Annotated in this window: 20 protein-coding genes, 2 pseudogenes and 1 riboswitch; of the genes and pseudogenes, 1 reads left to right on the plus strand and 21 read right to left on the minus strand. The window is 56.0% G+C overall.

Annotated elements, in window-relative coordinates:
• Window positions 1-409: 409 nt before the first annotated feature.
• The 10 genes and pseudogenes from ACI1P2_RS25535 to ACI1P2_RS25580 all read right to left on the minus strand — a co-directional run bounded on the left by ACI1P2_RS25535 (window position 410) and on the right by ACI1P2_RS25580 (window position 10,507).
• A complete protein-coding gene (locus ACI1P2_RS25535; RefSeq protein WP_355324723.1) occupies window positions 410-886 on the minus strand; it encodes a glutathione peroxidase in 477 nt (158 codons plus the stop codon).
• 209 nt (window positions 887-1,095) lie between these two features.
• Window positions 1,096-1,974 (minus strand): ABC transporter ATP-binding protein, encoded by an 879-nt coding sequence (locus ACI1P2_RS25540; protein WP_355324726.1) that lies wholly within the window; start codon window positions 1,972-1,974, stop codon window positions 1,096-1,098.
• Between the two features lie 47 nt (window positions 1,975-2,021).
• Window positions 2,022-3,050 carry a FecCD family ABC transporter permease gene (locus ACI1P2_RS25545; RefSeq protein WP_355324729.1) on the minus strand — a complete coding sequence of 343 codons (1,029 nt, stop codon included), beginning with the start codon at window positions 3,048-3,050 and terminating at the stop codon, window positions 2,022-2,024.
• Entirely contained in the window at window positions 3,050-4,093 is a 1,044-nt protein-coding gene (locus ACI1P2_RS25550; RefSeq protein ID WP_355324732.1) for a FecCD family ABC transporter permease, read from the minus strand. The genes ACI1P2_RS25545 and ACI1P2_RS25550 overlap by 1 nt, the downstream gene beginning before the upstream one ends.
• Window positions 4,094-4,300: 207 nt before the next feature.
• Window positions 4,301-5,449 carry an AI-2E family transporter gene (locus ACI1P2_RS25555; protein ID WP_355324735.1) on the minus strand — a complete coding sequence of 383 codons (1,149 nt, stop codon included), beginning with the start codon at window positions 5,447-5,449 and terminating at the stop codon, window positions 4,301-4,303.
• A gap of 118 nt (window positions 5,450-5,567) precedes the next feature.
• Window positions 5,568-6,908: pseudogene (locus tag ACI1P2_RS25560) on the minus strand (DEAD/DEAH box helicase); the annotation flags it as partial.
• Between the two features lie 226 nt (window positions 6,909-7,134).
• A pseudogene (locus ACI1P2_RS25565) lies at window positions 7,135-7,326 on the minus strand (STAS domain-containing protein); the annotation flags it as partial.
• 415 nt (window positions 7,327-7,741) lie between these two features.
• Window positions 7,742-9,400: an ABC1 kinase family protein gene (locus tag ACI1P2_RS25570; RefSeq protein WP_355324741.1), complete on the minus strand. Its 1,659-nt coding sequence runs from the start codon at window positions 9,398-9,400 to the stop codon at window positions 7,742-7,744.
• Window positions 9,401-9,760: a phasin family protein gene (locus ACI1P2_RS25575; RefSeq protein ID WP_355324744.1), complete on the minus strand. Its 360-nt coding sequence runs from the start codon at window positions 9,758-9,760 to the stop codon at window positions 9,401-9,403.
• A gap of 81 nt (window positions 9,761-9,841) precedes the next feature.
• The gene (locus tag ACI1P2_RS25580) at window positions 9,842-10,507 is read right to left on the minus strand and encodes a ThuA domain-containing protein (protein ID WP_355324747.1); all 666 of its coding nucleotides are present in this window, start codon (window positions 10,505-10,507) and stop codon (window positions 9,842-9,844) included.
• A gap of 334 nt (window positions 10,508-10,841) precedes the next feature.
• Between ACI1P2_RS25580 and ACI1P2_RS25585 the strand changes: the two genes are divergently transcribed.
• Entirely contained in the window at window positions 10,842-11,291 is a 450-nt protein-coding gene (locus ACI1P2_RS25585) for an AbrB/MazE/SpoVT family DNA-binding domain-containing protein (RefSeq protein ID WP_355324750.1), read from the plus strand.
• A 286-nt stretch (window positions 11,292-11,577) separates the two neighbouring features.
• Here ACI1P2_RS25585 and ACI1P2_RS25590 read toward each other — a convergent pair whose 3' ends face one another.
• The 11 genes from ACI1P2_RS25590 to ACI1P2_RS25640 all read right to left on the minus strand — a co-directional run bounded on the left by ACI1P2_RS25590 (window position 11,578) and on the right by ACI1P2_RS25640 (window position 23,839).
• Window positions 11,578-13,050: a cobyrinate a,c-diamide synthase gene (locus ACI1P2_RS25590; RefSeq protein ID WP_355324753.1), complete on the minus strand. Its 1,473-nt coding sequence runs from the start codon at window positions 13,048-13,050 to the stop codon at window positions 11,578-11,580.
• Window positions 13,040-14,161: a cobalt-precorrin 5A hydrolase gene (locus ACI1P2_RS25595; RefSeq protein WP_355324755.1), complete on the minus strand. Its 1,122-nt coding sequence runs from the start codon at window positions 14,159-14,161 to the stop codon at window positions 13,040-13,042. Before ACI1P2_RS25595 ends, ACI1P2_RS25590 begins: the two co-directional genes overlap by 11 nt.
• A complete protein-coding gene (gene cobM / locus ACI1P2_RS25600; RefSeq protein WP_355324758.1) occupies window positions 14,154-14,978 on the minus strand; it encodes a precorrin-4 C(11)-methyltransferase in 825 nt (274 codons plus the stop codon). Before cobM ends, ACI1P2_RS25595 begins: the two co-directional genes overlap by 8 nt.
• On the minus strand, window positions 14,975-15,685 hold the full coding sequence (cobI, locus tag ACI1P2_RS25605) for a precorrin-2 C(20)-methyltransferase (RefSeq protein WP_355324761.1): 711 nt from the start codon (window positions 15,683-15,685) through the stop codon (window positions 14,975-14,977). Before cobI ends, cobM begins: the two co-directional genes overlap by 4 nt.
• The gene (gene cbiE / locus ACI1P2_RS25610) at window positions 15,685-16,944 is read right to left on the minus strand and encodes a precorrin-6y C5,15-methyltransferase (decarboxylating) subunit CbiE (RefSeq protein WP_355324764.1); all 1,260 of its coding nucleotides are present in this window, start codon (window positions 16,942-16,944) and stop codon (window positions 15,685-15,687) included. The genes cobI and cbiE overlap by 1 nt, the downstream gene beginning before the upstream one ends.
• Entirely contained in the window at window positions 16,937-18,043 is a 1,107-nt protein-coding gene (locus ACI1P2_RS25615; protein WP_355324920.1) for a cobalt-precorrin-5B (C(1))-methyltransferase, read from the minus strand. The genes cbiE and ACI1P2_RS25615 overlap by 8 nt, the downstream gene beginning before the upstream one ends.
• Window positions 18,044-18,139: 96 nt before the next feature.
• Window positions 18,140-18,790, minus strand: a complete 651-nt coding sequence (locus ACI1P2_RS25620; RefSeq protein ID WP_355324767.1) for a precorrin-8X methylmutase — start codon at window positions 18,788-18,790, stop codon at window positions 18,140-18,142.
• A gap of 64 nt (window positions 18,791-18,854) precedes the next feature.
• On the minus strand, window positions 18,855-19,670 hold the full coding sequence (gene cobK, locus ACI1P2_RS25625) for a precorrin-6A reductase (RefSeq protein WP_355324770.1): 816 nt from the start codon (window positions 19,668-19,670) through the stop codon (window positions 18,855-18,857).
• The gene (locus ACI1P2_RS25630) at window positions 19,667-20,698 is read right to left on the minus strand and encodes a sirohydrochlorin chelatase (protein ID WP_355324773.1); all 1,032 of its coding nucleotides are present in this window, start codon (window positions 20,696-20,698) and stop codon (window positions 19,667-19,669) included. The genes cobK and ACI1P2_RS25630 overlap by 4 nt, the downstream gene beginning before the upstream one ends.
• A gap of 93 nt (window positions 20,699-20,791) precedes the next feature.
• Entirely contained in the window at window positions 20,792-22,513 is a 1,722-nt protein-coding gene (cobJ, locus tag ACI1P2_RS25635; RefSeq protein WP_355324923.1) for a precorrin-3B C(17)-methyltransferase, read from the minus strand.
• A gap of 474 nt (window positions 22,514-22,987) precedes the next feature.
• Window positions 22,988-23,177: riboswitch (cobalamin riboswitch) on the minus strand.
• Between the two features lie 80 nt (window positions 23,178-23,257).
• Window positions 23,258-23,839: an LOG family protein gene (locus ACI1P2_RS25640; RefSeq protein ID WP_355324926.1), complete on the minus strand. Its 582-nt coding sequence runs from the start codon at window positions 23,837-23,839 to the stop codon at window positions 23,258-23,260.
• Window positions 23,840-23,999 lie beyond the last annotated feature (160 nt).

Here is a 23,999-nt window from a genome sequence, read left to right on the forward strand (position 1 = left end):
AATTCGAGTAGACTTCATAGTAAGCGCCTCCTGATAGGTTTTCTAAGGGCTTTTGACCCGTCACACCCCTATCATACGAGGCGCTCCTGTTTTTTTCAAAGACGAAATCTTAGCATACACAGGAATGTTTACATCTTGTACCCCCTCGTTTTTACCTTAATAGCGCCGACCACAACCGTTAGAACTTTCACTCTTTTATACGCATTCGTACCTATCCCCCAGTAAAGCGATGATTTAGGTTTCGATCCAAATAAATATATCCGTAAAGTCTGATGCTAGGTCTTAAACAAAGGAGAAAATGGTGAAAGTTCCGAGGGGAAAGCTTACATGCTATTGGCATAGAAAAAATCTCCCGGCTGAACGCCCGGGAGATTTATACGTCATGACTAACCTGTGATTGCAAAGCTGGTTAGAGCAGTTCCTCAATGGCCGATCTCATCAAGTCTGGAGATTCTTTCGGCTCAAAGCGGGCGATCGGCGTTCCTTCGCGGTTCACCAGGAATTTCGTGAAATTCCAGGCAATCTCCCCGTTCTCCTGCTCGCCGGGCAGCTTGTCTTTAAGATATTGGAATAATGGATGCGTGTCAGGCCCATTGACTTCAACCTTGGCAAAAACGGGAAAGTTCACGCCGTAGTTGACCTTGCAGAACTCCTCCGCCTCTTCACTGGTGCCTGGCTCCTGAGCGCCGAATTGATTGCACGGGAAGGCTAGCACAACCAGTCCCCGTTCTTTGTATTCGTCATACAGCTTTTGAAGCTCCCCGTATTGGGGTGTCAGACCACATTTGCTTGCCGTGTTGGCAACCACGATCACCTTGCCTGTATAAGTCTCCAGAGACAATACCTGATTGGCGGGCGTGATCGCCTGGAATGAATAAATGGACATGGTGGCTTCTCCTCCTTTATAAAACTGCCTGATATTAATACAAAGTAAGATGAATCTGTTTCTATATCATAACCAAATACAAAAGAAAATCCAAATCCATAACAATCGTGCGAAAAAAGCTGGCGTTACCGCCAGCCGACTGAATAAAATATTAAGCTCGATCTGGTTGCCGTTTCATCCGAACCCCAATCCTGATGTTTTTCAACGGACTACCTTGCAGCAGCGCTCACAAGCTTCTCTGCTCTGTCAGGGACGAGCATAGCATCTGCTCGGGGACCGGCCGTAACGTTGGACAAGGCGTGGTGCCCAGCCAGCGCGTAAGGCAGACACAGCGGAACCCCCGTACGCGGATCAGTCACAATATCCGCTTCGATTCCGAATACATCGCGCAGCATTTCCGGCTTCATCACCTCAACCGGGGAGCCGACAGCTTGGGCCTTACCTTTTTTAATGGCAATCATATGCTGGGCATAACGGGCCGCATGATTCAAATCATGGACCACCATGACAATGGTGCGCCCGGCGTTGGCATTCAACTGCTCAAGGAGCTGCAGGACCTCAAGCTGATGGGCCATATCAAGAAACGTAGTCGGCTCATCAAGGAACAGAATATCCGTATCCTGAGCCAGTGCCATGGCAATCCAGGCACGCTGGCGCTGCCCGCCCGAGAGTTGATCAATTGGACGGTCATGGAAATCCTGCATGCCCGTTACCCCGATCGCCCATTCGACCATTTTCCGGTCCTCTGCCTTCAGCGAGCCGAAGCCCTTTTGATAGGGAAAACGACCATAAGATACAAGTTCCGTTACAGTCAGCCCTTCCGGAGCAGTTGGATTCTGCGGTAGAATCGCAAGCTGCTTCGCCACTTCACGTGTGGATTGCTTATGAATGGATTTGCCGTCCAGCAGCACGCTTCCGCCCTTGGGCTGCATGATGCGGGCCATCGTTTTCAATATTGTTGACTTGCCGGAGCCGTTCGCTCCAACCAGTGCCGTAATTTGACCCTGCGGTACTTCAATGTTCAAATCCTCGACAATCAAACGATCCTCATAAGCGATATTCAAACCGACTGTATTTAAACGAAACATGTGATCATCCCTTTCTTTATTCTGAAGGCAGCTTGTATGGGGTATGGTCAACCCCTTGATCTGGCGAGCAAATATAAAAAGTACGGAGCGCCGATAACGGCGACGACGATACCGGTCGGAATACCGGACGGCTGTATAATCGTGCGGGCAATGCTGTCTCCAGCCAGCATGATCAATGCACCAACCAGCGCCGATATTGGCACGAAATGCATGTGCCGCGGTCCGACAAGCCTGCGGGCCAAATGAGGACCGATCAGGCCCAGGAAGCTTATGCCTCCGCTGATGGAGACACAGGCTCCGCTGAGGGCTACGGCAGCCGCTATAAGCAGCAACCGTTCCCGGTTCAGCAAGCTTCCGAGGCCTGCTGCGGTTTGATCTCCCAGCATCATCACATCCATCTGCCTGGCTTTGGAGAAAATAAAGGGTACAAGAATAACAATCCAAGGCAGCAGCGCCAATACGAAATCCCAGGTTGTTCCCCAAATGCTGCCCGCCAGCCAATTGGCTACAAAAGTATAGTTCTGCTCGTCCAGCCGGATGACCAGTACCAGCATCAAGGACTGGATCCCGGCCGCCATGGCAATCCCGGCGAGCAGCAGGCGTGAAGTGGACAAGCCCTTATGCTTGCGGTAGGCCAGCATGTAGATGGCCGCCGCTGCTGCAAACGAGCCGATGATGGCAAGAATGGGCAAAGTAAACGGTGAAGCCCCCGTACGCAGCGGATTCAGCGATACGTACAGCACAACTGCCAGCCCGGCGCCGGAGTTAATTCCGAGAATGCCCGGGTCGGCCAGCGGATTGCGGGACACCCCCTGCAGCACCGCGCCCGCTATGGCAAGCCCTGCCCCTACGAGCAGGGAAATGACGATACGGGGCAGCCGGAATTCGAACAAAACGAGCGACTCCGTCCTGCTTCCCATGCCCATAAAGGTCCTCAGCACCTGCATCGGACTTAGTGAGGTGTGCCCCGAGTTGATGCTGATGATCAACACAATAACGATCAGCGCAAGCAAAACCGCCGCGACGGTCAAAGCTCTGGCGCTTCTTCCGGAGCTCCAGATTGTCTGCCGTTTCATCAGTCCCTCACCTCTTTCCGGATGAGGTACAGGAAGTACGGAACCCCGATCAAGGCGATCATGGCCGCGGTCGGCGTTTCTTCGGGCGGCTTGACCAGTCTTGCCGCAATGTCGGCTAAAACCATCAGGAGCGAGCCAAGCACCGCCGAGGTGGGGATGATCCAGCGATAATCCTTGCCGACAAGGAAGCGGGCGACATGCGGAACCACCAGTCCTATAAACCCGATTGTTCCTACCATAGCGACCGAAGCGCCTGCCAGGACCATCACCACTGCCGAGGCGGCAAGCTTGATGAGTCCCGTCCTCAGCCCAAGGCCAAGAGCCACGTCCTCGCCAAGGCTGAGAATCGATATATACCGTGACAGCAGGAGCGAAGCAATCAGTCCGGCGCCGATCCACGGAGCCGTCAGAGCGAGCTGGCTCCATTGGGTGCCGGCGACACCGCCTGCAATCCAGAAGTCCAGATCCTGGGCAACATCGTTCATCAGAGCGATGCCCTGGCTGAGACTGGTAAGCAGGACGGAAACGGCTGAGCCTGCCAGCGCAAGCCGGACGGGCGTAAGTCCGCCTCTGGAAAACCGGCCGAGACCGAATACCAGTGCAACGCCGAGACCTGCCCCGGCAAAACAGATAATTATAATGCTATTAAAGGAAAGATGCGGCAAATACGCGAAACAGATAGCCAGCGCAAAGGCAGCACCCGCGTTGATACCCAACAGGCCCGGATCGGCCAGCGGGTTGCGCGTCATTCCTTGCATAATCGAGCCGGAAGCGGCGAATGCCGCTCCGACCAGCGCTCCCGCAAGCACACGCGGAAAACGCAAATCCCAAATGATCTGATGATTGGTATTGCCCGGGTCAAATGAGAAGAGCGCTTGATACACAGTCCTCAGCGGGATTCTTACCGCTCCTACCGCAATTCCGAGAGCCATGATGAACAGGAGAGCAGCCAGCCCGATCACGATGATGCCCATTGCCGCTCCCGGACGCGCCCAGAGCTGTTCCCGCAGCTGTTCTTCCTTCCCGGTTGTAGAGCTATCCATGCAGCAAGCCTCTTTCTTAGCGAAATTCATGCAATCTTCATTTAAATTCTATAAATAAAGATACTGATAATCATTATCAATTGTCAATAGCCCAGACCCAACTTATTGAGAAATGTGACAAAAAAATGGACCCTTTCGGGTCCGTTACGGGTTACTATCGTTAATATTCACAATAAATGATCGCAATATTTACAATTAACGTCCGCATCAAGCCTGCTGTTCCTCCGGCTCATACATCCGGGAACGATATTTGATCCACTGGAATAAATGCGTCACAATGACCTTCAATACCGCATATCCCGGTACCGCCAGGACAATCCCTACAATGCCGAACAAATTGCCTGCTGTTAAAATAACAAAAATAATCGTAATGGGATGCACGCTAAGCGACTTGCCCATAATTTGCGGCGAGATGAATTTGCCTTCGATCAGCTGTACAACCGTCCACACAACAATCACTTTGATCAACATGACCGGAGATGTTACAAGCGCGACAATGAGTGCCGGTGTAATGGCGATTGCCGGTCCCAGGTACGGCACCACGCTGGTGAATGAAGCAATAAGGGCAAGCGTGAGCGAATAATCGAGGCCTATAATCAGATACCCGATATACAACAGCACGCCGATGCACATGCTTACGATAATTTGACCGCGGATATAGGAGCTGACCTGATGGTTCATTTCGCTCATGATGCGGCTGGTCTGCGGGCGCAGCGCCGTGGGCAGCAACCCCAGAATAAACTTTGGCAGTTTGCGTCCATCCTTAAGCAAATAAAACAGGATAAACGGCACGGTGATGATGGAAACGACCGTTTCTGTCACCGCTCCCACGATGGAGCCGATGCTTTTCCAGGCATTGTTCAATGCGGACGTAGCCCACTCTGAAGCTCTGTTCGCCAATTCCGCAGGATCATAGTTAATGGTGTCACGGAATTGATTTATAAAATCGCTGCCGGTCAACTCCTCGAACCGGGTCTGAACCTCGGCGCTGTATGTTGGAACGTTGCTGATAAACCGCGCCGCCTGTTCGCGGATGACAGGCACAACGGAGGTGATAATGATCGTAATGATGCCAATCACCAGCAGGTATAACACAATAATGGAATATGCACGTTTAACCTTTTTGAGCTCCAAATAATCGACAATGGGGTTCAACAGATAAAATACAACGCCTGTCAGAATGAACGGCAAAATGACGGTTTTAACAAGCACCGCAAGTGGGTGGAATATATAAGATACACGGGTAAATACCATGATATTCAGGCCAATCAGCAGCGTAATCAGCAGGAACAGTACGAATCTGTTGTTCAGAAAAAAGAATTTGAAGCGTTCCTTCCAGTCATTCCTCGGTTCCATGGCAGCCCTCTCGGCAATCAGATTTTCTAGATGTGTTGCTTACTATTACCAAATTATACACGGACAATGTATGGAAAACAAAAGGCCCCGGGAGCTTGGCCCGGGGCTAAACAGCTTAGCGGCCGCGGCGCCCACCGCGCCGGCCGCCCTGGGAGCCGCCGCCGCGGTCTGCCCGCTCGGAGCGGCGCTCGCCACCCGCGCCCGGGCGTCCCTGGCGCGGCTTGTCCTTGCCCGCGCCGCGGCGTCCGCCTTCCGCGCGGCCGCGGGATGGAGCCCCGGCCGTGCGCGCGGGCCGGGCTTTCTCGCCGCGCTCCGCGGACGGCGCGGCGGAACCGCCCTGCTGGCCCGACCATTCGGCCCGGGCCAGCGTCAGACCTGCGGCCTTCTGAATCCGCCGCAGGTCGTCCATATCCTTGGGCGAGGCGAACGTCACCGCCACGCCCTTGCCGCCGGCGCGGCCCGTGCGGCCGATGCGGTGGATGTAGCTTTCGGCGTCATGAGGCATATCGTAGTTGAACACGTGAGTGACGCCTTCCACATCCAGGCCGCGCGCCGCCACATCGGTGGCCACCAGCAGCTGTAGCTTCGCTTCGCGGAACGCCTTCATCACCTGCTCCCGCTTGTTCTGGGACAGGTCCCCGTGCAGTTCACCGCTCTTGTAGCCGAGCATCTGCAATGCCTCGTTCAGCTTCGCGGCACGGATCTTCGTTCTGCAGAAGATCACCGCCAGATACGGTCGATGCGTGTCGATCATTTCAATCAAGGCCTTCTGCCTCGTCCGGTCTGTGCATTCCACGACAAGCTGACGAATCTGATTCACCGGCACCGGTGATTCGGACTCCACCTTGACGTCCGCTGGGGATTGCATGTAAGCCCTGGCCAGCTTGCGGACCGCTGCCGGCATGGTGGCAGAGAAGAGCATCGTCTGCCGCCGGGACGGAACAGCCTGAATGATGGTCTCCACCTCGTTCAGGAAGCCCATATGCAGCATCTGGTCGGCTTCATCCAGCACCAGCATGCGCACGCCGCCGAGCTGCAGCGTCTCCCGGCGCATATGGTCCAGGAGCCGCCCAGGCGTGCCGATAATGAGCTGTGCTCCACCCTGCAGCTTGCGCAGCTGCCGCTCCACATCCTGTCCGCCATACACGGCGAGCAGCGAGATACCCTCGGTCGTAGACGCCAGTTTGGCGGCCTCCTCGGTGATCTGCAGCGCCAACTCTCTCGTAGGCGCAATGACCAGCGCCTGCGGGTATTTTTTGTTTCTGTCGATTTTATGCAATATCGGGAGCAAAAAAGCGAGCGTTTTCCCCGTTCCCGTATGCGCCTCGGCAATCACATCCTGTCCGTTCATCAGCAGCGGTACAGCTTCACGCTGTACCGGTGTCGGCACGGCGATTCCCTGTGCCTTCAGTGCTTCCACCCAATGGGGCTCTACCCCGAGCGATGCGAAATTTTTCAATGAATGTCACTTCCCTGTTCTTGTAATCGTTCATATCGGCTATCATGAGGCCCCATGGGCCGGATTTCCTTAGCTTGCACCAGGCAAGCGGCTTCCAAGCATCCGCCCAGCCTTTGCCTTTCCCAGTATACGCGAAGTCACTCTTGACCGCCAGCAGGCCTGTATACTGCACAAAAAAAGCGCAAACCACAGAGCTTACGCACTATGATTTGCGCATGACGCCATTTTAATGACCGGAAGCGGAGGACAGCCCGATTTTCTCCACAATCATACGGCTTTCCTCGTTCAGTCCCTTTAATCCCACTTCTTTGCCGGCCTTCCTGTACTTCTCCGTCACCTTCGCGATAGCCGTCACGGCCGACTGATCCCAGACATGCGAGTCGGTGAAGTCGATGCTGACCCGATCCGGGTCCTCTGAGTGTTTGGTGTTTGGTGTTCGTTACCTGATGCCTGTTGCTTGTTGCCTCTCCATACAGCTTTGCATGATTATCCCTTTCGCTCAGACTCTCGGTCTGCTTCACATCAGCTAAACGCTCCGCTTTCTCCTAAGATCGCCTCATGATCTCGAACCGATCTGCTTCTTCATAAGGCACGTTCGATCGTCCTGAATAGCGTAACAACAGGCATTTTCGTGCTCACTTGATCCGTTATTTTCTTTAACGTGCCCAAAATATATTTTCGGTTCCCGGTTTTCTGTTTTTCCTTACCTGATCCAATGGGATAATGGTGCAAAGCTTCCAGGCAGCGAGTTCATATGCCTTGCCACGGTCGACGGGGGCTCAGAGAGATCTCGAAGCGGTCTCGGAATGATCTCGGAGCAGCTGCAGACCAACCTAGAACCGTCCCGACCTGAAGATGGAGTATAGCAGGAAGGCCACCATGAGCAGCGCCACCACAAAGCCGATTTCAATGGCAGGCACATCCCACAGCAAAGTCGACCTGTGTGCCAGCGAGGAGCCGATGATCAGACCCACCATGATGATCGAGAACGCCAGCAGCACGATGCTGAAGGATAAGCGGTTGCTGATTTGATCCAGCCTGCGCAGCAGCATCTCAAGTTCAGGTACCGTGACTTCCAGCTTCAGCTTTCCTTTGCTGATGACAGAAGCGAGATGACGGACCTGAGTTGGCAGCTCAACCAGTGTTTCCGCCAGCTCTGCCGCTCCTCCAAGCAGCTTGCCGCGGATCCGGCGTGTGCTGAAGCGTTCCTTGACCAGCTTGCGCCCAAAGGGCTCGGCCAATTTGATGATGCTCAGCTCCGGATCGAGATTCTCGATCACTCCTTCCATCGTCAGCAGTGCCTTGCCGAGCATGACAATGTCGGACGGAAGGCCGATCCGGTGCTTCTGCGCCGTGCTGAACAGATCGTTCAATGCTTGTCCGAGGCTGATTTGGGAAAAAGGAACATCCGCATACTCCTCACGCAAACGGTTGAGGTCATTACGCAGCTTCTGCGCATCCACGTCCGGATCGATCAGCCCCAGGCGGTTAATCGCCCGCATCATACTGTCGGTATTATGCCGCATCAAGGCAATAATCAGGGAAGCGAGCGGCGACTTCATGTCTTCATTCAGATGTCCGACCATTCCGAAATCAAGGAAGGCCAGCTTCCCGTCCTTCATCATCAGCAGATTGCCCGGATGAGGATCGGCATGGAAGAAGCCTTCTATAAATATTTGCTGCAGCATCGCATCGACAAGCTTCTGAGCGGCATCCTTCAGGTCGAAGCCCTTTTGCACAAGCTCTTCGCGCCGGCTCAGGGTAATGCCCTCCACAAACTCCATCGTAAGTATCCGCGAGGCTGTATGCTCCCAATAAATTTTCGGTATATAGACGTCCCTGCTGCCCGCAAACTGAAGGGCAATCCGCTCATTGTTGCGGGCCTCATGCGTGTAGTCCAGCTCACTGATCAATGATTTGCCGAGCTCCTCCACCATCTGCGGCAGCTGATAACGTTCGACCCATTCCCACCGCTTCGCCGCCATGGCGGTAAGGTTGCGCAGAATTTCCAGATCGCGGCGGATCATGCGGTCCACGCCGGGACGCTGGATTTTGATCGCCACGTCCTCCCCGCTGTGCAGCCTGCCCAGATGAACCTGACCGATGGACGCGGCGGCAAGAGGGGTATCCTCGAACCGGGACAGGATGCTGTGCAGCGGCATACCCAGCTCCTGTTCCAAAATGCCGCTGGCTGTCTCCGCCGAGAACGGAGGCACCTGATCCTGCAGCTTGACCAGCTCCCGGATAATATAATCCGGCAGCAGGTCCGCCCGCGTGCTTGCCAGCTGCCCAAGCTTAATGAAGGCAGGGCCCAGATCCTCCAGCACCAGCCTGATCCGCTCTCCGGTCGTTCTGGTGCCGTTCGTCTCCCGTGACAGCCATCCGCGCGGCATGGACAAACCGATTTCTTCGAGTATGTAGCCAAAGCCATGACGTGCGAACGCCATGGCGATTTCCTTGTAACGGCCTGCATGCCTCATATGAACAGCCATCTATCCGGGAAGATTCCCTTCGTCGGATGAAAGCTGCCCGGAGGACGCCGCCTTCTCTTTTTCCAGCTCCGCGACCTGCTTCTCAAGCACCGCAATCCGCTGCTCAAGGCTGGCCATATCATTCTCATTCGGTACATCAAGCTCTTTCAGCACCTTGGCTACCTGTTCGCGAATCATCGTCTTGAACTGGGCCTGCTCTTCCTCCCCGCGTCCAATCAGCCGGTCAACCAAGGCCTTGGATTCCGAAGGCGCCAGTTCACCCCTCTTTACCAGATCATCCACGACTCGCTCCACTTTTTCCTTACTGACAACGGTGAGGCCCCAACCCAACGAGATTGCTTTTTTTAACAAATCGCTCATGATCATTCCTCCCCTTGCTGTTAGACCGGAATCCGTGTCCGGATACTCTTATTATAACGATGATTTTCCATAAAACCAAAATCAGGAGAACTCATGAACCCTCGGCAGATTATCCCGCAGACGCGCCGCCCACTTGGCCGCTTGCACCATAAGGCGCCCGAAATGCTCATTCCGGAAGGTCGCCTGGTGATGCCCCGGCATCAGATACACGACCCTTCCAAGGCCGTAGGAATGCGCCCACGCAGCCGGACGGACGTCCCCATCCAGCTCATACTCCATAAGTACCGTTTTTTGGGTAAAAGGATCGAATTCAAAGCGATAAGGCTCCTCATCCATTACAAAGGAAGCGATTCCCTCCATAATCGGGTGGTCCGGCGCAGTTGTCCGGAACTTTAGCGGGGCATACGCGGGATGCCTGGTAAATTTCGCTCCGAGCAATTGGGCAATCTCATAGTTGTTGTTCATCGAGATGCCGTTATGAAGCACGAGCAGTCCTCCCCCTCCGCTGACATAAGACAGCAGGCCCGCTGTTTGCTGCGGGGACATCGGGTCCTTCCAGTTATCCACGTAAGATATGCACAGGTCGAAGCCGCTGATGTTCTCCTTCAACAGCATTTTGCGGTTCTCGCTGCACTGTACCGTCATCCAATCCTGCAGGATGTGCGTCACCTCCCTGTCGATTCCCTGCAGGGGGTGAAACTCGGGATATGTATAATCACCAAGCAAGAGCGCTTTACGTTTTTCCATTTGGAATCCTCTCCTATCTTCGCCTTGTCCGCGCCATCACGCCACGCCCGCACAAGCCTTGTTTTCGGATTGCATCTACTACCAATTCCACATTTTCCCGCAAACACCTTTTCCAATTGTGGATTCAGCAAGCTGAAAATTACATTATGTTACATTATTTATACCTTTTCTTTCTTTTGAAATTTCAAGTAACATAAAACATTATCATGCTGCTTAGACTTTTGTTCATTTTATGTATATTTTTATCACCTTTATAGTGTAAAATTAGAATCAGTGAATGCGTTTTAATTGTGGTATACTCGAAAAAAATAAGTCGAATGAGGAGGTTGAATGGATGAAAAGAACGGGAATGACCAGGCCTTTGGACAGCTTGGGACGGATTGTCCTTCCCAAGGAAATGCGTATGACGATGGAGATTGAAATTGGAGATCCGCTTGAATTTTTTATTGAAGACAAGACCTTGATGCTTCGCAAGTACAAGTCTACCAATTGTACGTTCTGCGGTTCGCTAGACACCAATACCTACTATAAAGATCAGTTTATCTGTAATGACTGTGCCGCTGAACTTAAGACGGCAAAACCGCAGCCTGTTCCGATTCCGGGACCTGTCGCAGTACCTTCGCCTCATAATGTTCCGTCCAAGAAATCCTATCGCCGGACCGATGACATTCTGGCCAAAATGAGAGAGCTTATGCAGGAGCATCCTCAATCTTCTCAAAAACAGCTGGCCTCCATGCTAGGTATCAGCCAGGGCAGGGTATCTCAATTAAAAAAATTGATGTAGCCCGGCGGCGGAGCAATCCAATCGCAGGATGCTTAAAGAAAATGCTTAAAGAAACAGCAGTACTATTCATTATATGAGGGCCAGCCGGACAATAATCCAATACTTGCTTCTCTATTTGCAGATAAATTTCCGCTGAAAAAGCAGGTTCAATCTAAAAATCGGTGTTTGACCAATGGGTACCCCGGTCAAGAACCGATTTCGGTTTTGGTCCAAAAAGTATAATCTATATTCCTCATAGTTAAAAAGAACCGGTCCTGCCGGTTCTTTTGTTTTTTTGTGGGACTTATCACATCTGTGCTGTGCCGTATAAGGCGCATGCCCGCACCCAGCGTTCCGCCGCCTTGGGCTGTGAAGCCAAATGGACATGGGTGTAGCCTGCCAGCACATGCCCCCGCGCATAGCCTTCAGCTGTTATGCCTCGCATACCCTTGGATTCATAAGCATGAGGGACCGGCATCTCTTCGTCGAAGGATATGACCGAGTAGTGGAATTCATGACCACGAATCGCCTCCCCCTGCTCCAGCAGCAGGCAGTCACGGATTGCTCTGGCTTCCCTGTACCCGAGTGCAGCCCGTTTCTCCTGCATTCGAACATGGGCCGGAATGATGCCCGCCATGGTATGCACTTCTCCCGCACGGTCAGTCAGCGTGCGTGCCAGCACCATATAACCGCCGCACTCGGCAAACATCGGCATATCGCTGGCCGCCGCCTGCCTGATGCCGTTCAAGAAAGCTTGATTGGCCGCTATAGCTGCCGCATATTCCTCGGGAAAGCCCCCTCCGAGATAGAGTCCGGACGCTCCTGCCGGAATGCCTTCTCCCGCAAGCGGACTGAAGAACACAAGGTCGGCGCCTGCCCGGCGCAGCAGCTCCATATTGTCTTCATAGTAAAAATTAAAAGCCACATCCCGCGCCACGGCAATGACAGGTTTATCCCGGACAGTGACGGCAGATGGCTTCATAGCTGACGTCAAGGTGGTTGCAAAAGGAGAAGCTAGATGTTCAGCGGATACGGAATCCGGCAGCGCAATTGAGCCTGCAAGCTCCCACAGCCTGTCCAGGTCTGTGCCTTCACGGATGCGCTCCGCCGCACGACGGAACAATGGCTCCAGTTCACCGCGTTCAATGGCCGGCACCAAGCCGAGATGGCGCTCCGGGATGTCCAGCTCTTCATCACGGGGCAGCCAGCCGAGAACAGGGATGCCGCACTCCTGTTCTATGGCCGCTTTGGCGATTTCATAGTGGCCCCGGCTTCCGCAGCGGTTCACAATGACTCCGATCATATGCAGCTTCGGCTCCAAGCGCTGGTACCCGAGCACAATGGCCGCCGCGCTTCGCGCCATGCTGCGGACATCCACCACAAGCACCACGGGACTGCCGGTTATCATGGCGATTTCCGCCGTAGACCCGGTGTTGCTGCGCGGGTCTTTTCCATCATACAAGCCCATGACTCCTTCTATGATGGAAATATCCGCGTCTGCCGAAGCCTGCTTAAACAGGTCCAGCACATAATCCCCGGAGGTCATCCATGAATCCAGATTGCGGGAAGCAATACCGGTTACGGCCGTATGGTAAGTCGGATCAATGTAATCCGGACCACACTTGAAGCCCTGCACCTTCAACCCCTTCTCCGCAAAGGCCTTCATCAGTCCGAGCGTAATCGTCGTTTTGCCCGCCCCACTGCTTGTTCCGGCAATGACAAGCCTGCGTCGGACAGGTGAACTTCCGGGGGCTGTGGTACTTTTCGATTCATTGTGCATGGGCTTTCTCCTTGACCGGAAGCTGCGGAAAGGCTACCCGCGCCACCGATAGGGTCAGATTGCCGATTTTCTTCTTCTCCAGCAGCCACTTCTCCGCCCCGGAGGACAGCAGCGCGGCAGGCTCGCATACACCGTAGGCGCCGGTATATTTAAATACAGTTTCGGACGGATTGGGCAGCCGCACCTTGTTCAACTGTTCAGGGGTATAAGTGACCAGCTCCCAGTTGTACTTGCTGCACAGTGCAAGCAGTCCTTCTTCGTTTTTTTTCAGGTCAATCGTCGCCACATTGCGTACGCTTTTCACCGACAGCCGCAGCTCTTCCAACGTACTAAGCACCCCGGCTTCAAGCTCCTCAAGTCTTGTGCCGCGGTTGCAGCCGATCCCGAGCACCAGGCTTTTCGGCCGGTACAGCACCCCGTTCGCCAGCAGCTTCTCCTGCTCCTCGTCATTCAGCAGGCGGTCGCTGATCACAAGCGCGGCATTAAAGGGTTCGAGCAAAGCGGAGACCGGGTCCGGGTACACCCGGATATGCACAGGCAGCGGTTTGTCGTACTTCCACCAGTTTCGTTCGCCCGTCTCCTGGATGACCGCCACGGGCTCTTCATTGACGACGGCGGCGCTTACGGGCGTCGCTTTATCGAAGCTGTCCACGGTCCAACCCAGTTCTCTGCCGAACAGGTCAACGGGAATCGTGCCCTGCACGTCGGAGGCTGTCGTGATGACAGGTCTTGCCCCCAGCACGGCGGCTACCTGCCGGGTCAGCTCGTTCGCCCCGCCGAGATGTCCTGACAGCACACTGATGACATGCTCACCTCTGTCGTCGATGACCAGCACGGCGGGGTCCGTTTTTTTATCAATAAGCAGCGGTGCGATCATGCGCACCACCGCGCCAAGGGAAATAATCAGAATGATGCCATTATACCGCTGGAACAGGTCGGGCAGAATCAGTTTGACCGAGCCGTCGAACAGGCGGATACCGAGGGAGTCTTCATCGCCGCGCGCAAATTTGGACATATAATAAATGTCCGTACCCTGGAAGCGTCCGCCCAGATCGCGGGCCATTTCAACTCCGTGCTTCGTAATGGCAACGGCCGCATACGGATTACTCACCGGCCTTCACTCCTTTCCGGTACCCGTGGGTGAAGGTTTTATCGTACAGCTTGGACCGGTGGACATCCTTGTTCACCAGCTCAGGGTCCAGCGCCCAGCCTGCGAGAATCATGGCATGCATCGTAATACCGGCTGCGCGCAGGTCGGCTGGCAGGTTTTCCAGTGTTGTGCGCACGATTTTTTGATCAGGCCAGGTCGCGCGCTGAACGACGGCCACCGGTGTGTCTCCGCTCCAGCCTGCCGCCATAAATTCGGCCACCACCTTCTTGGCCAATGTCGCGCTCAGAAAGAGGGCGACCGTGCAGTGGTGGGAGGCCAGATCGCGCAGCTTCTCCCGCTCGGGCACAGGCGTTCTGCCTTCCGCCCGCGTCAAAATGACGGTCTGGGTCAGATCCGGCACGGTGAGCTCAGCTCCCAATACTGCGGCCGAAGCAAACACCGAGCTGACCCCAGGTATGATTTCATAATCAATGCCGCGCTGCTTGAGCAGCACCATTTGCTCCAGAATGGCGCCATATACGGCGGGATCGCCCGTATGAACCCTTGCCACGCTCCGTCCCTTGGCGACCGCCTCTGCCATGATGTCCACCTGCCGCTCCAGATCCATGCCCGAGCTTTGCAGCACCTGCGCCGACGGCTTGGCCGTGGCGATCAGCTCATCATTCACCAGCGAATCGGTATACAGCACCAGATCGGCGCTGCGCAGGATATTGGAGCCTTTCACCGTAATCAGCTCCGGATCGCCCGGACCGGCGCCGACAATATAAACTTTAGGCTCCAGACCGGACTGCTCTTTGGGCTCGAAATGTGTTCTCATTTGCTCACCACCATCAGACTTAAATATTCCAGCTCCTGTCCGCGCAGGGTGCGGGCATCCTTCCACACCATTTCATAAGGGGAGGTTACCTTGGTAATGACGGAGGCACGGCCCCCCAGCCCCAGTTCATCCAGCACATCCAGAATCAGGTCCAGCACTTTGGCCACTTTGATGAATACGACAGTATCATGATTTTCTATCGCACGGCGCATCGCTTCCCGGTCATCAGTCGCCGGAATGATGCCGACCTGTTGATCTCCGTCCGCCAACGGTGTTCCAAGCGCCGCCGCCGCGCCAAGCACGGAAGAAATGCCGGGCACCGACACGACCCGCACCTCGGGATGAAGCTCCTTCATTAACCGGGCGAGATGAATGAAGGTGCTGTACAGGTTCGGATCGCCTTCCGTAACAAAGGCAACGTCCTTACCCTGACTTAACGCCTCCCAGCAGGCCGCCACTGTTTTGTTCCATTCACGCTCCAGTACGGCCGGGTCCTTGGTCATCGGAAACACAAGGCCCAGCATTTCCTTTTCCGTAGGATTGACATACAGCTCCACAATTTCATGGGCATATGATTTGCCACCCATCCGCTTCCGGGGATAGGCGACGACCGCACATTCCCGGATCAGCCTGTAGGCTTTGACCGTAATTAATTCAGGATCTCCCGGACCTACCCCTACACCATAAAGCGTTCCCGCTGTACCCATCAGCTCTCCCCTTCCTTTTCAGCAGCCTCTTCTCCCGGAGACACCGGACGGCCTGTAATGACATAGACGGGATTCAGCCCGTCAAAGCGTGTCATGCCCAGAATCGGCTTGCTGCGCGCCGTCTGCAGCAGCGTGACCGAAGCTTCCAATTCGGCTGCTTTCAAGGCGTTCATGGCATCATGCAGCGTCTCAATGGTGGCCGCGTTCACGACAATCCGGCCCCCGGGACGAAGACGTGACGCACAGAGGGAGATCAGCCCCGCCAGCTCCCCGCCGCTGCCGCCGATGAATACGGCATCCGGATCAGGCAGGTCTTCCAGACCGGCAGGAGCCTTTGCGTGAATGACGGGAAAATCCGTGCGGAATTTGTTCTTGTTGGCTTCAATATTCGCCAGATCTCCCTCGTTCTTTTCTATGGCAAACACCTTGCCATACCTGGCAAGCCGCGCGCATTCCACCGCCACCGATCCGGAGCCTGCCCCGATGTCCCATACGACGCTCCGTTCGGACAGGTACAGCTCCGACAAACTGAAAACCCGCACCTCGCGCTTGGTAATGAGTCCTTTCTCCGGCTTGCGCTGATGGAATTCCTCATCCGCAAAGCCGAAACCCCGGCGCGGCTCGGGAGCATTCGGCTTACGGAGCAGAATGACCACGTTCAGCGACGAGCATTCGGTCGCGGCCATTTCCTCCAGGCTGCAGCGGCGGTACTTCTCTTCAGGACCGCCCAGGTTCTCTCCTACAAAAGCGTCGTACTCCGTCATGCCAAAACGCAGCAAATAGTCCGCCACTGCGGCAGGGGTGTTGATCTCATCCGTCAATAGCGCCACCTTGCTCTGCCCGTCAATCCGCTGGGCCAGACCTGTGATAGGGCGCCCGTGAACGCTGTCCACGACCGCATCCTGCCAGCTCACTCCAAGCTTCGCAAAGGCCAGCTGCACAGAGCTGAGATGAGGAATGATGTCCAGGATGCCCGGTTCGAGCTTGCCCGCAAGGTAACCCGCGATGCCGAAGAATAAAGGATCACCCGAGGCGAGCACGACGACCCGTTCCCGCGTACACCGCTCCTTCAGTTCCTCGACAAGTGCTGCAAGCCCGCTTTTAAGCACCCGTTTTTCTCCTTTAAAATCCTGAATAAAAGCCAGCTGCCGCTCCCCGCCAATCAGCAGGTCAGCGTTATGTATATGCCGGAGCGACTCTGCCGTCAGGCCGTCCGCTCCGTCTTCTCCTATACCGATGACATAAATTTTGTTATCCACTGATGACCGCCTTTCCGAGCACCTGCCCTTTCATCGTCACAAGCACCATTTCCACCGTAATTCCGCCTTCCGCATGCTCCAGGCAATGACGGCACGCGCAGCCGCACAGCAGCTCAAAAAATTTCAGACACTGCGCCTCCGTCATCAAATCCGCCACCTGTGAAGCTGTATTCGCTGCGGCCACTGCCTCCACAAGTTTGGGGTCTGCCCCCGCGTCGCGCGCAATTGCCGCCAAAAAGCCAAAGTCTACTGGGGCGCTCTTGGAATGCACCATCATAACCCCCTGGGCCACCTTGGACAGCTTACCCGGCATGCCGACCAGGATAATCTTCTTCATGTTTAGCCGTTTGCCATGCTTGACCGCAAAGCCAACAAAATCCCCCATCTGGATAAAGGCTTCCTCGGGGAGATGAGCGTACATCTGCATGGCGTATTTCTCGCTGCTGCCGCCGGTCGTCAGCACAATCTCCTCGCAGCCGCTCGCACTCGCCACCGAAATCGCCTGCACGACGCTGGCCCTGTAAGCCGACGTGGAAAACGGTACCACCACGCCGCGCGTACCCAGGATGGAGATGCCGCCAATGATGCCGAGTCGTGAATTTAATGTTTTCTTGGCGATTTCTTCACCGTCGGGCACGCTGATCACCACCCGGACGCCGCGCGCCGCCCCATGCTCCTCAAGCACCTGGGAGACGGCCTCCGTAATCATGCGGCGCGGAACCGGATTGATCGCCGCCTCGCCGACAGGAACAGGCAATCCGGGCTTCGTTACACGGCCGACCCCAATCCCGCCGTCAAGCTCTATGCCTGCTTCTTCCCTCCAGCTGACTGTCGCAACGATCTTGGCCTGATGCGTGGCGTCCGGATCATCACCGCCATCCTTGATGGTGGCGCAGGAGGCGGAATTCACGTCCAGTTGCTGCTCAATCAGCTCGAACGCATGATCAAAGCCAGCCGGCAGTGAAATGACGGCCTGATGCGGAACTGTCCCGGTGAGCAGCAGTTGGGCCGCTCCCTTGGCCGTTGCGGCGGCACATGCGCCGGTCGTAAACCCCGACCGCATCGGCTTGTCGGGCGCGGGAGCTTCGCCGCTCTTCATGCGGCGGGGCTGTCCCGCGGCTGCCGATTCCTTCTCCATCCGTCATCCTCCTTCGCCTGCTCTAAGCTGTAGTTCAAGCAAACTGCTCGTTCCGCTCTACTCCTCCTGTGCCGCCATCAGCGACAGCGCATTGACGGCGGCCACGACGATGGTGCTGCCGCCCTTGCGCCCGATATTCGTAATGAACGGAATATCCAGCTTGCGCAGCTCGTCCTTCGACTCGGCGGCCGACACGAAGCCAACAGGCATGCCGATAATGAGGCCAGGCTTCGCCTCGCCGCTCTTCACGAGCCGGATCAGCTCCAGCAATGCGGTCGGCGCGTTGCCGATGGCATAGATGCCGCCCTCCGCCTGCCGGATCGCCTTGCGCATGGAGATGATCGCCCGCGTCGTATTTAACCGCTTCGCTTCCTCCATAACGTCCGGGTCGGAAATATATACGTTCACATCCATTCCAAAACGCTTCAGACGGTCCTTGCTGACACCCGCCTGAATCATCTGCACGTCGGCCACAAGCGGCTGACCGGCACGAATGGCCTGGATGCCCGCTTCGATCGCATCCGGGTGAAACACCATGCTGCGGCCAAGCTCGAAATCGGCGGAAGCGTGAATGACCCGCTGCACGACAGGATACTGTCTGTCCGTGAAGGGGTGCTCCCCAAGCTCCTCCGTGATCATTTCAAAGCTTTTGCCTTCGATTTCCTGCGGCTGCACTGTGAGTGGTTTAAAATCAGTTTTAAAATCCATCGCCTTTCACTCCCTGTTATCACATGATTTCCATCTGCCGTGCTGGTTCGGATCTTGCTGGCTTTTATCCACTGACCGAAAGGGAGGCAGCTTCACCGCCCGTGCCCCCGGATAGATCCGGAATACGTCCAAGCTCCTCCAGTATGCCTTCAAACTGGTCGCGCACCGTACCGAAATCGACCTCAGGCCGTGAAATCAGCACGACACGAATGCCCGCGTCCAGAGCGGCCTGTACCTTTTCGTCAACCGCCCCGGTGCGTCCGCTTTCTTTGGTCACCATGACGGTAGTGCCGAAATGCTTGTACAGCGCCTCGTTTAATTCTCTGGAAAAAGGCCCCTGCATGGCGATGATATTCTTCTGCTCCATGCCAAGCCGGCTGCACTTCTCCATGTTGTCCATACGTGGAAGCATGCGTGCGACCAGCCGGATGTCCGGATCGCCAAGCAGCCGTTCGGTGAAAATCTCCAGCGTCTTGCTGCCGGTCGTGAGCATAATGGAGCCTTTCAAGGAACGGGCGGTGTCAGCCGCCTCTTCGTAGGAAGCAACAACATGCAGCAGCGGATGGTCGTCGTAGACAAGTCCCGCACGCTCGAATCGGATGTAGGGAAGCCCGCACTCCTTTGCGGCCTCCATGGCATTTGCATGTGCCTCCTCGGCAAAAGGGTGGCTGGCGTCAACGATCACCCGCACTCCCATTTCCTTGATCAGTGCTGTCATATCGGCAGCCGTCAAACGTCCGGTTCGAACCTCCAGCCCGGCTGCGCGCAGGCTGGCAGCCGCGCTCTCCGTCACGACGGAGGTTAGCACACGGTAGCCGCTGCCCTGGATTTGCAGCGCCAGCTCCCTCGCGTCACTTGTTCCACACAGCATGAAGATCATAAGCCATTCACCTTTTTATCCGCGTCGGTATGTGTGTGCCCATGATCATGGTGGTGATTATTATGATGGTCACTATGGTGATGGTGGTCATGATCGTGGTCGTGGTCGTGATGATGGTCATGGTCATGATGGTCATGGTCATGGTCATGGTGATCGTGCCCATGGTCGTGATCATGGTGGTGGTGATGGTGCTCCTGTGCCGCCAATCGGTACTGGCAGTTGTCACAGTTGGCGAACGCCCGCCCGTGCAATCCCTCCTGCACGCGCTCCAGCACCAGCTCCACCAGCCGCGGATGGAAGCCGAAGTAACCGCCGATTTCCACCTGCACCTCCGGATGAGCCTCGGCAAATTCCAGGGTCATATCGTTAATTTTTTTGATCAGCACGCCTGTAAACAGAAAATAAGGAAGTACGATAATTTTTTTGGCACCAAGACGCAGACAGCGCTCAATCCCCTCCGGATAGGACGGCTGCGTTACACCGATGAAGCAGCTCTCCACCCAGGTGTAGGGCAGCTTTTCCCACAGCATACGGGTCATCTTGAAGAAATCGCTGTTCGCGTCCGGATCGCTGCTGCCGCGGCCCAGCACAAGCACCGCCGTATCCTGATCCGTCGCTTCGTCCGCCAGAGCCGGCCCTCGGGCCATTCCCGCCGCCGCAGCCACAGGCTGCGCCTCTGCCAGCCTGCTCTGCAAAATTTCTATGATTTTTTCGTGCACCCCGATAGGACGTCCGTACACAAACTCAATTTCGGGGTATTTGGCCTTCGCCCGATCAATTGCCATCGGAATGTCGATCTTGGCGTGACCAGCCGCAAATAAAATAATCGGAACGATCACGACCCGGCTTGCCCCCTGCGCCGCGCAGGCTGCGATGCCTTCGGCAATCGTCGGCCCCGTCAGCTCCAGAAAGCAGGTCTCTACCAGCGTATCCGGCGACTTGGAGGCAACCGTTTTCGCGAACTCCAGCAGCTCCTGGTTCCCCTCCGGGTCCCGGCTTCCATGTCCGACCAGCAGTATTGAATTCATTGCACTCTCTCCCTTCGTATTGCCAAAGCTTGAAACCAATGCTATCCCTGACCGTAACCGAAACGGTTGGGACCAATCTATACTTTTATAGCCTTAATCGCCGCAAACCGGATTGACCTCGACAGCAGCAGGGGCATCCTCATGACGGAACCCGCCTACAACGCCCACTCGCTTGAAAAACTTGTGAAAGCGCTCGTTCGGGTGCCCTTTTTCCTTGAACTCTGCCACGACACCCTCTACGATGTCCGCAATTTGATCGGCGGGAATGCCCTCCGCGACAGGCTGTGCCGGATGTGCGTTCCGTCCGAACTTTTTGCCGCCAAGGAACAGGTCGTATCCGCCTTTGCGGTACACGATGCCGATGTCCTCAAGCACGGCGCCGTAGCAAGCCATCGCACAACCGTTCACCGCGATGCTCGTTTCCTTTGGCGCGGACAGGCCGCCAATAACAGCTTGCAGCCGCTCGGCCACCGGTACGGCATCGTCCTTCTCCATATTGCAGAAGTCGCAGGCCTTCACCTTGATCACATCGCCGACCGGCATAATGATCAGCTTCGCCTCGCGCAGGCGCGTGACCAGCTCGTCGGGGTCGGCGCACGGGACACGCAGGATAATCTGGTGATCTGTCGTATACTCCAGTTCACCCTCATCACCTGCGGCCTCGGCGAGCAGCGCTATCTGACGGGCGCTGAATTTCTTGTTGCCCACCCCCGGGGCAACACCGATCTCGAACAGCGCCGGCTTGGGCGCTGTTCCTGTCGCCGCCGCGGGCACCGGCGGCGCCTGGCCGCTCCAGCGGACGGCTGCTGCCTCCGGCAGCCGCCCGCCGGCGGCCAGACGGCCGAGCGCCTCCGCGGCCAGCTCGGCCGGGCCGGGTGCAGCAGCCGCTGTCCCGCGCGGCTGCTCCGGCCTCTCCAGCACGGCTGTGCTTTGCCGTGCTGCCACAGGGGCGGCGGCCAATTCACCGCCGCCATTCCCCGCCGCGCCGAGCGACCACGGCTCGGCTTCCGGCCGCAGCCGCTCGTGCGGCTTGAGCGGCTGCTCCGCCGCGCCCAGCGTGTACTTGCGCTGGTAACCGCGCGGCGTGACGATCAGACCGTCGTAGACCATCGTCGACGAATTGCCGATAATGACGGTCGTCAGCATGCCGATGTCATGATTCAGCATATCCTCCAGTGTGGTGACGATGACCTGCTGGCGGTCCCGGTAAGCGCTTTTGACAAGTCCGACCGGTGTCTTGGGATCACGGTAGCGCAGCAGAACTGCCTGCGTCTCCACGATCTGCCGCGTGCGGCGGCCGCTGCGCGGATTGTACAGCGCAATCACGAAATCCGCGGACGCAGCCGCTTCAACGCGCCGGATGATTGTCTCCCACGGGGTCAAATGATCGCTGAGGCTGATCGTGCATGCATCATGCATAACAGGCGCCCCCAGCAGCGAAGCGCAGGATTGGATGGCAGATATGCCCGGGACGACCTCAACCTCGACCCCGTCGCTGCGCCGCCAGCCTTTCTCCATCAATACCTCGTAGATCAATCCCGCCATGCCGTATACGCCCGCATCTCCGCTGGAGATTACCGCCACCTTGCGACCGGCCTCCGCCTGCCGCACCGCCTCCTGAGCGCGGCTCACTTCCTCCGTCATCCCCGTGCGGACGATCTCCTGCCCGCTCAGCAGCGGGCGGATCAGATCCACATAGGTGTTGTACCCGATAATGACTTCGCTCTCGGCGAGCGCGTCCAGCGCGCGCTTCGTAATATGCTCCATATCCCCAGGTCCGAAGCCGATCACCAACAGCTTGCCAAGCTTATTCATATAACTCCTCCTCCATTCACAAGATGACTCGCCAGATATGATCTTGAACTGTTCCTTATTGCGCGGACCAGGCCCGCCTTCCCGCAGCCCGAACAGCAGCAATAGAGCCAATCACGTTCATGAGCAAAGGCCCGAGCATCAGCTTCAGTTCAGGGGCCTCTTTCGTCAAGCGGGTTACACAGCGGACACCGAGCGCAAAGAAGGGAAGAAAAAATCCGCCCGTTCATATTTACAAGCTCAAAAAAGCCCCATCCGCTCAGGATGGGGCTGTATGTACGTAATTCAGTTAAAGTTAGCCGGGCAGCCTTAAACAAGGCTCCGTTACGCATAGCTTGCCCGTATCCCGGTCAACAGGGAGATGAAAGGGTCTAACCTTCTTTCCTTCCCCGGGTGAAAAGCGTTCCGGAATATAGGGAGCCACCACGATAGGCTCGTCCACTGATTTTCGTACACCACTCCTTTCCGCGAAGGATTACGGTGCATACAGGCAGGGTAGGTCTCCTGGCTTTGGATCATCAGCCTTCTTCGTCTTCCCCGGGTCTGGTTCGAGTGACATGTTGAAGAAGAGCCTCCCCAATACAGTGGCGGGACCGCTCGGGATTTGCACCCGATTCCCTGTTACCCTTTGCCCCTCGGCAAAGGCACCCTGCCTGGTCGCTTATTCCATTGTGAATCCATCATAACCCTGCCTTTGCAGAAAGCGCAAGCATGAAAAACGGAGCACGACTCGTCATTCCAGCCACATTAGACCGTTTCCGCATCTCCGGTCTGCTGAAGGGACAGCCCTCCAGAGGAACACATTCTCTTGACCAGCGCTTCGGCATCCTCCTCAAGCATGATCAGATCCAGATGCGTCCGGCCCGCAAAACCCTCCTGTACGCTGTGCCGGATTAATTCCATCAGCGGGTTGTAATAGCCGTTTACATTTAAAAGTCCGACAGGCTTGCTGTGCAGGCCGATCTGAGCCCAGCACAGCACCTCGAATAATTCCTCAAAGGTGCCGATCCCTCCCGGCAGCGCAATGAAGCCGTCAGCCAACCGATGCATCGTCGCCTTGCGCTCATGCATGTCTCTGACTTCAATAAACTCCGTCAGCCCCTCGTGCACGATTTCCCGCCGGAACAGCGGCGTAGGCATGATGCCCGTTACCAGTCCCCCGCTTGCTAGCGCGGCATTGGCGGCCGTACCCATCAGTCCGAAGCTGGAGCCTCCATAGATCAGGCGCAGCCCGCAGCGGGCGATATGCTCTCCAAGCCGGGCAGCTTGTTCCCTGTATTCCGGAGCCTTCCCGTCGTTGGAGCCTGCAAACACACAAATCGACTTCACCATTCAGCACCTCTTTCTGTATATTCAGGGCATTTTGTTGTCTGAAATCTACCTGTCTCGTTGTATCATACTAAGAACTTACGGTTATTGGAAAGAAGAATACCACAGGTTCTTGAGGAGTCAGCAGCTGCCGCTCATGTGGAAGTGGCCCTGGCAAGCA

Origin of the sequence: Paenibacillus jiangxiensis (assembly GCF_046098255.1) — a bacterium.
Taxonomy (GTDB): Bacteria; Bacillota; Bacilli; order Paenibacillales; family Paenibacillaceae; genus Paenibacillus; species Paenibacillus jiagnxiensis.

Coding starts and splice junctions, on each gene's coding strand:
- ACI1P2_RS25535 (WP_355324723.1), bottom strand. CDS start 886: ATGTCCATTTATTCATTCCAGGCGATCACGCCCGCCAATCAGGTATTG.
- ACI1P2_RS25540 (WP_355324726.1), bottom strand. CDS start 1,974: ATGTTTCGTTTAAATACAGTCGGTTTGAATATCGCTTATGAGGATCGT.
- ACI1P2_RS25545 (WP_355324729.1), bottom strand. CDS start 3,050: ATGAAACGGCAGACAATCTGGAGCTCCGGAAGAAGCGCCAGAGCTTTG.
- ACI1P2_RS25550 (WP_355324732.1), bottom strand. CDS start 4,093: ATGGATAGCTCTACAACCGGGAAGGAAGAACAGCTGCGGGAACAGCTC.
- ACI1P2_RS25555 (WP_355324735.1), bottom strand. CDS start 5,449: ATGGAACCGAGGAATGACTGGAAGGAACGCTTCAAATTCTTTTTTCTG.
- ACI1P2_RS25570 (WP_355324741.1), bottom strand. CDS start 9,400: ATGGCTGTTCATATGAGGCATGCAGGCCGTTACAAGGAAATCGCCATG.
- ACI1P2_RS25575 (WP_355324744.1), bottom strand. CDS start 9,760: ATGAGCGATTTGTTAAAAAAAGCAATCTCGTTGGGTTGGGGCCTCACC.
- ACI1P2_RS25580 (WP_355324747.1), bottom strand. CDS start 10,507: ATGGAAAAACGTAAAGCGCTCTTGCTTGGTGATTATACATATCCCGAG.
- ACI1P2_RS25585 (WP_355324750.1), top strand. CDS start 10,842: ATGAAAAGAACGGGAATGACCAGGCCTTTGGACAGCTTGGGACGGATT.
- ACI1P2_RS25590 (WP_355324753.1), bottom strand. CDS start 13,050: ATGCACAATGAATCGAAAAGTACCACAGCCCCCGGAAGTTCACCTGTC.
- cobM (WP_355324758.1), bottom strand. CDS start 14,978: ATGAGAACACATTTCGAGCCCAAAGAGCAGTCCGGTCTGGAGCCTAAA.
- cobI (WP_355324761.1), bottom strand. CDS start 15,685: ATGGGTACAGCGGGAACGCTTTATGGTGTAGGGGTAGGTCCGGGAGAT.
- ACI1P2_RS25615 (WP_355324920.1), bottom strand. CDS start 18,043: ATGAAGAGCGGCGAAGCTCCCGCGCCCGACAAGCCGATGCGGTCGGGG.
- ACI1P2_RS25620 (WP_355324767.1), bottom strand. CDS start 18,790: ATGGATTTTAAAACTGATTTTAAACCACTCACAGTGCAGCCGCAGGAA.
- cobK (WP_355324770.1), bottom strand. CDS start 19,670: ATGATCTTCATGCTGTGTGGAACAAGTGACGCGAGGGAGCTGGCGCTG.
- ACI1P2_RS25630 (WP_355324773.1), bottom strand. CDS start 20,698: ATGAATTCAATACTGCTGGTCGGACATGGAAGCCGGGACCCGGAGGGG.
- cobJ (WP_355324923.1), bottom strand. CDS start 22,513: ATGAATAAGCTTGGCAAGCTGTTGGTGATCGGCTTCGGACCTGGGGAT.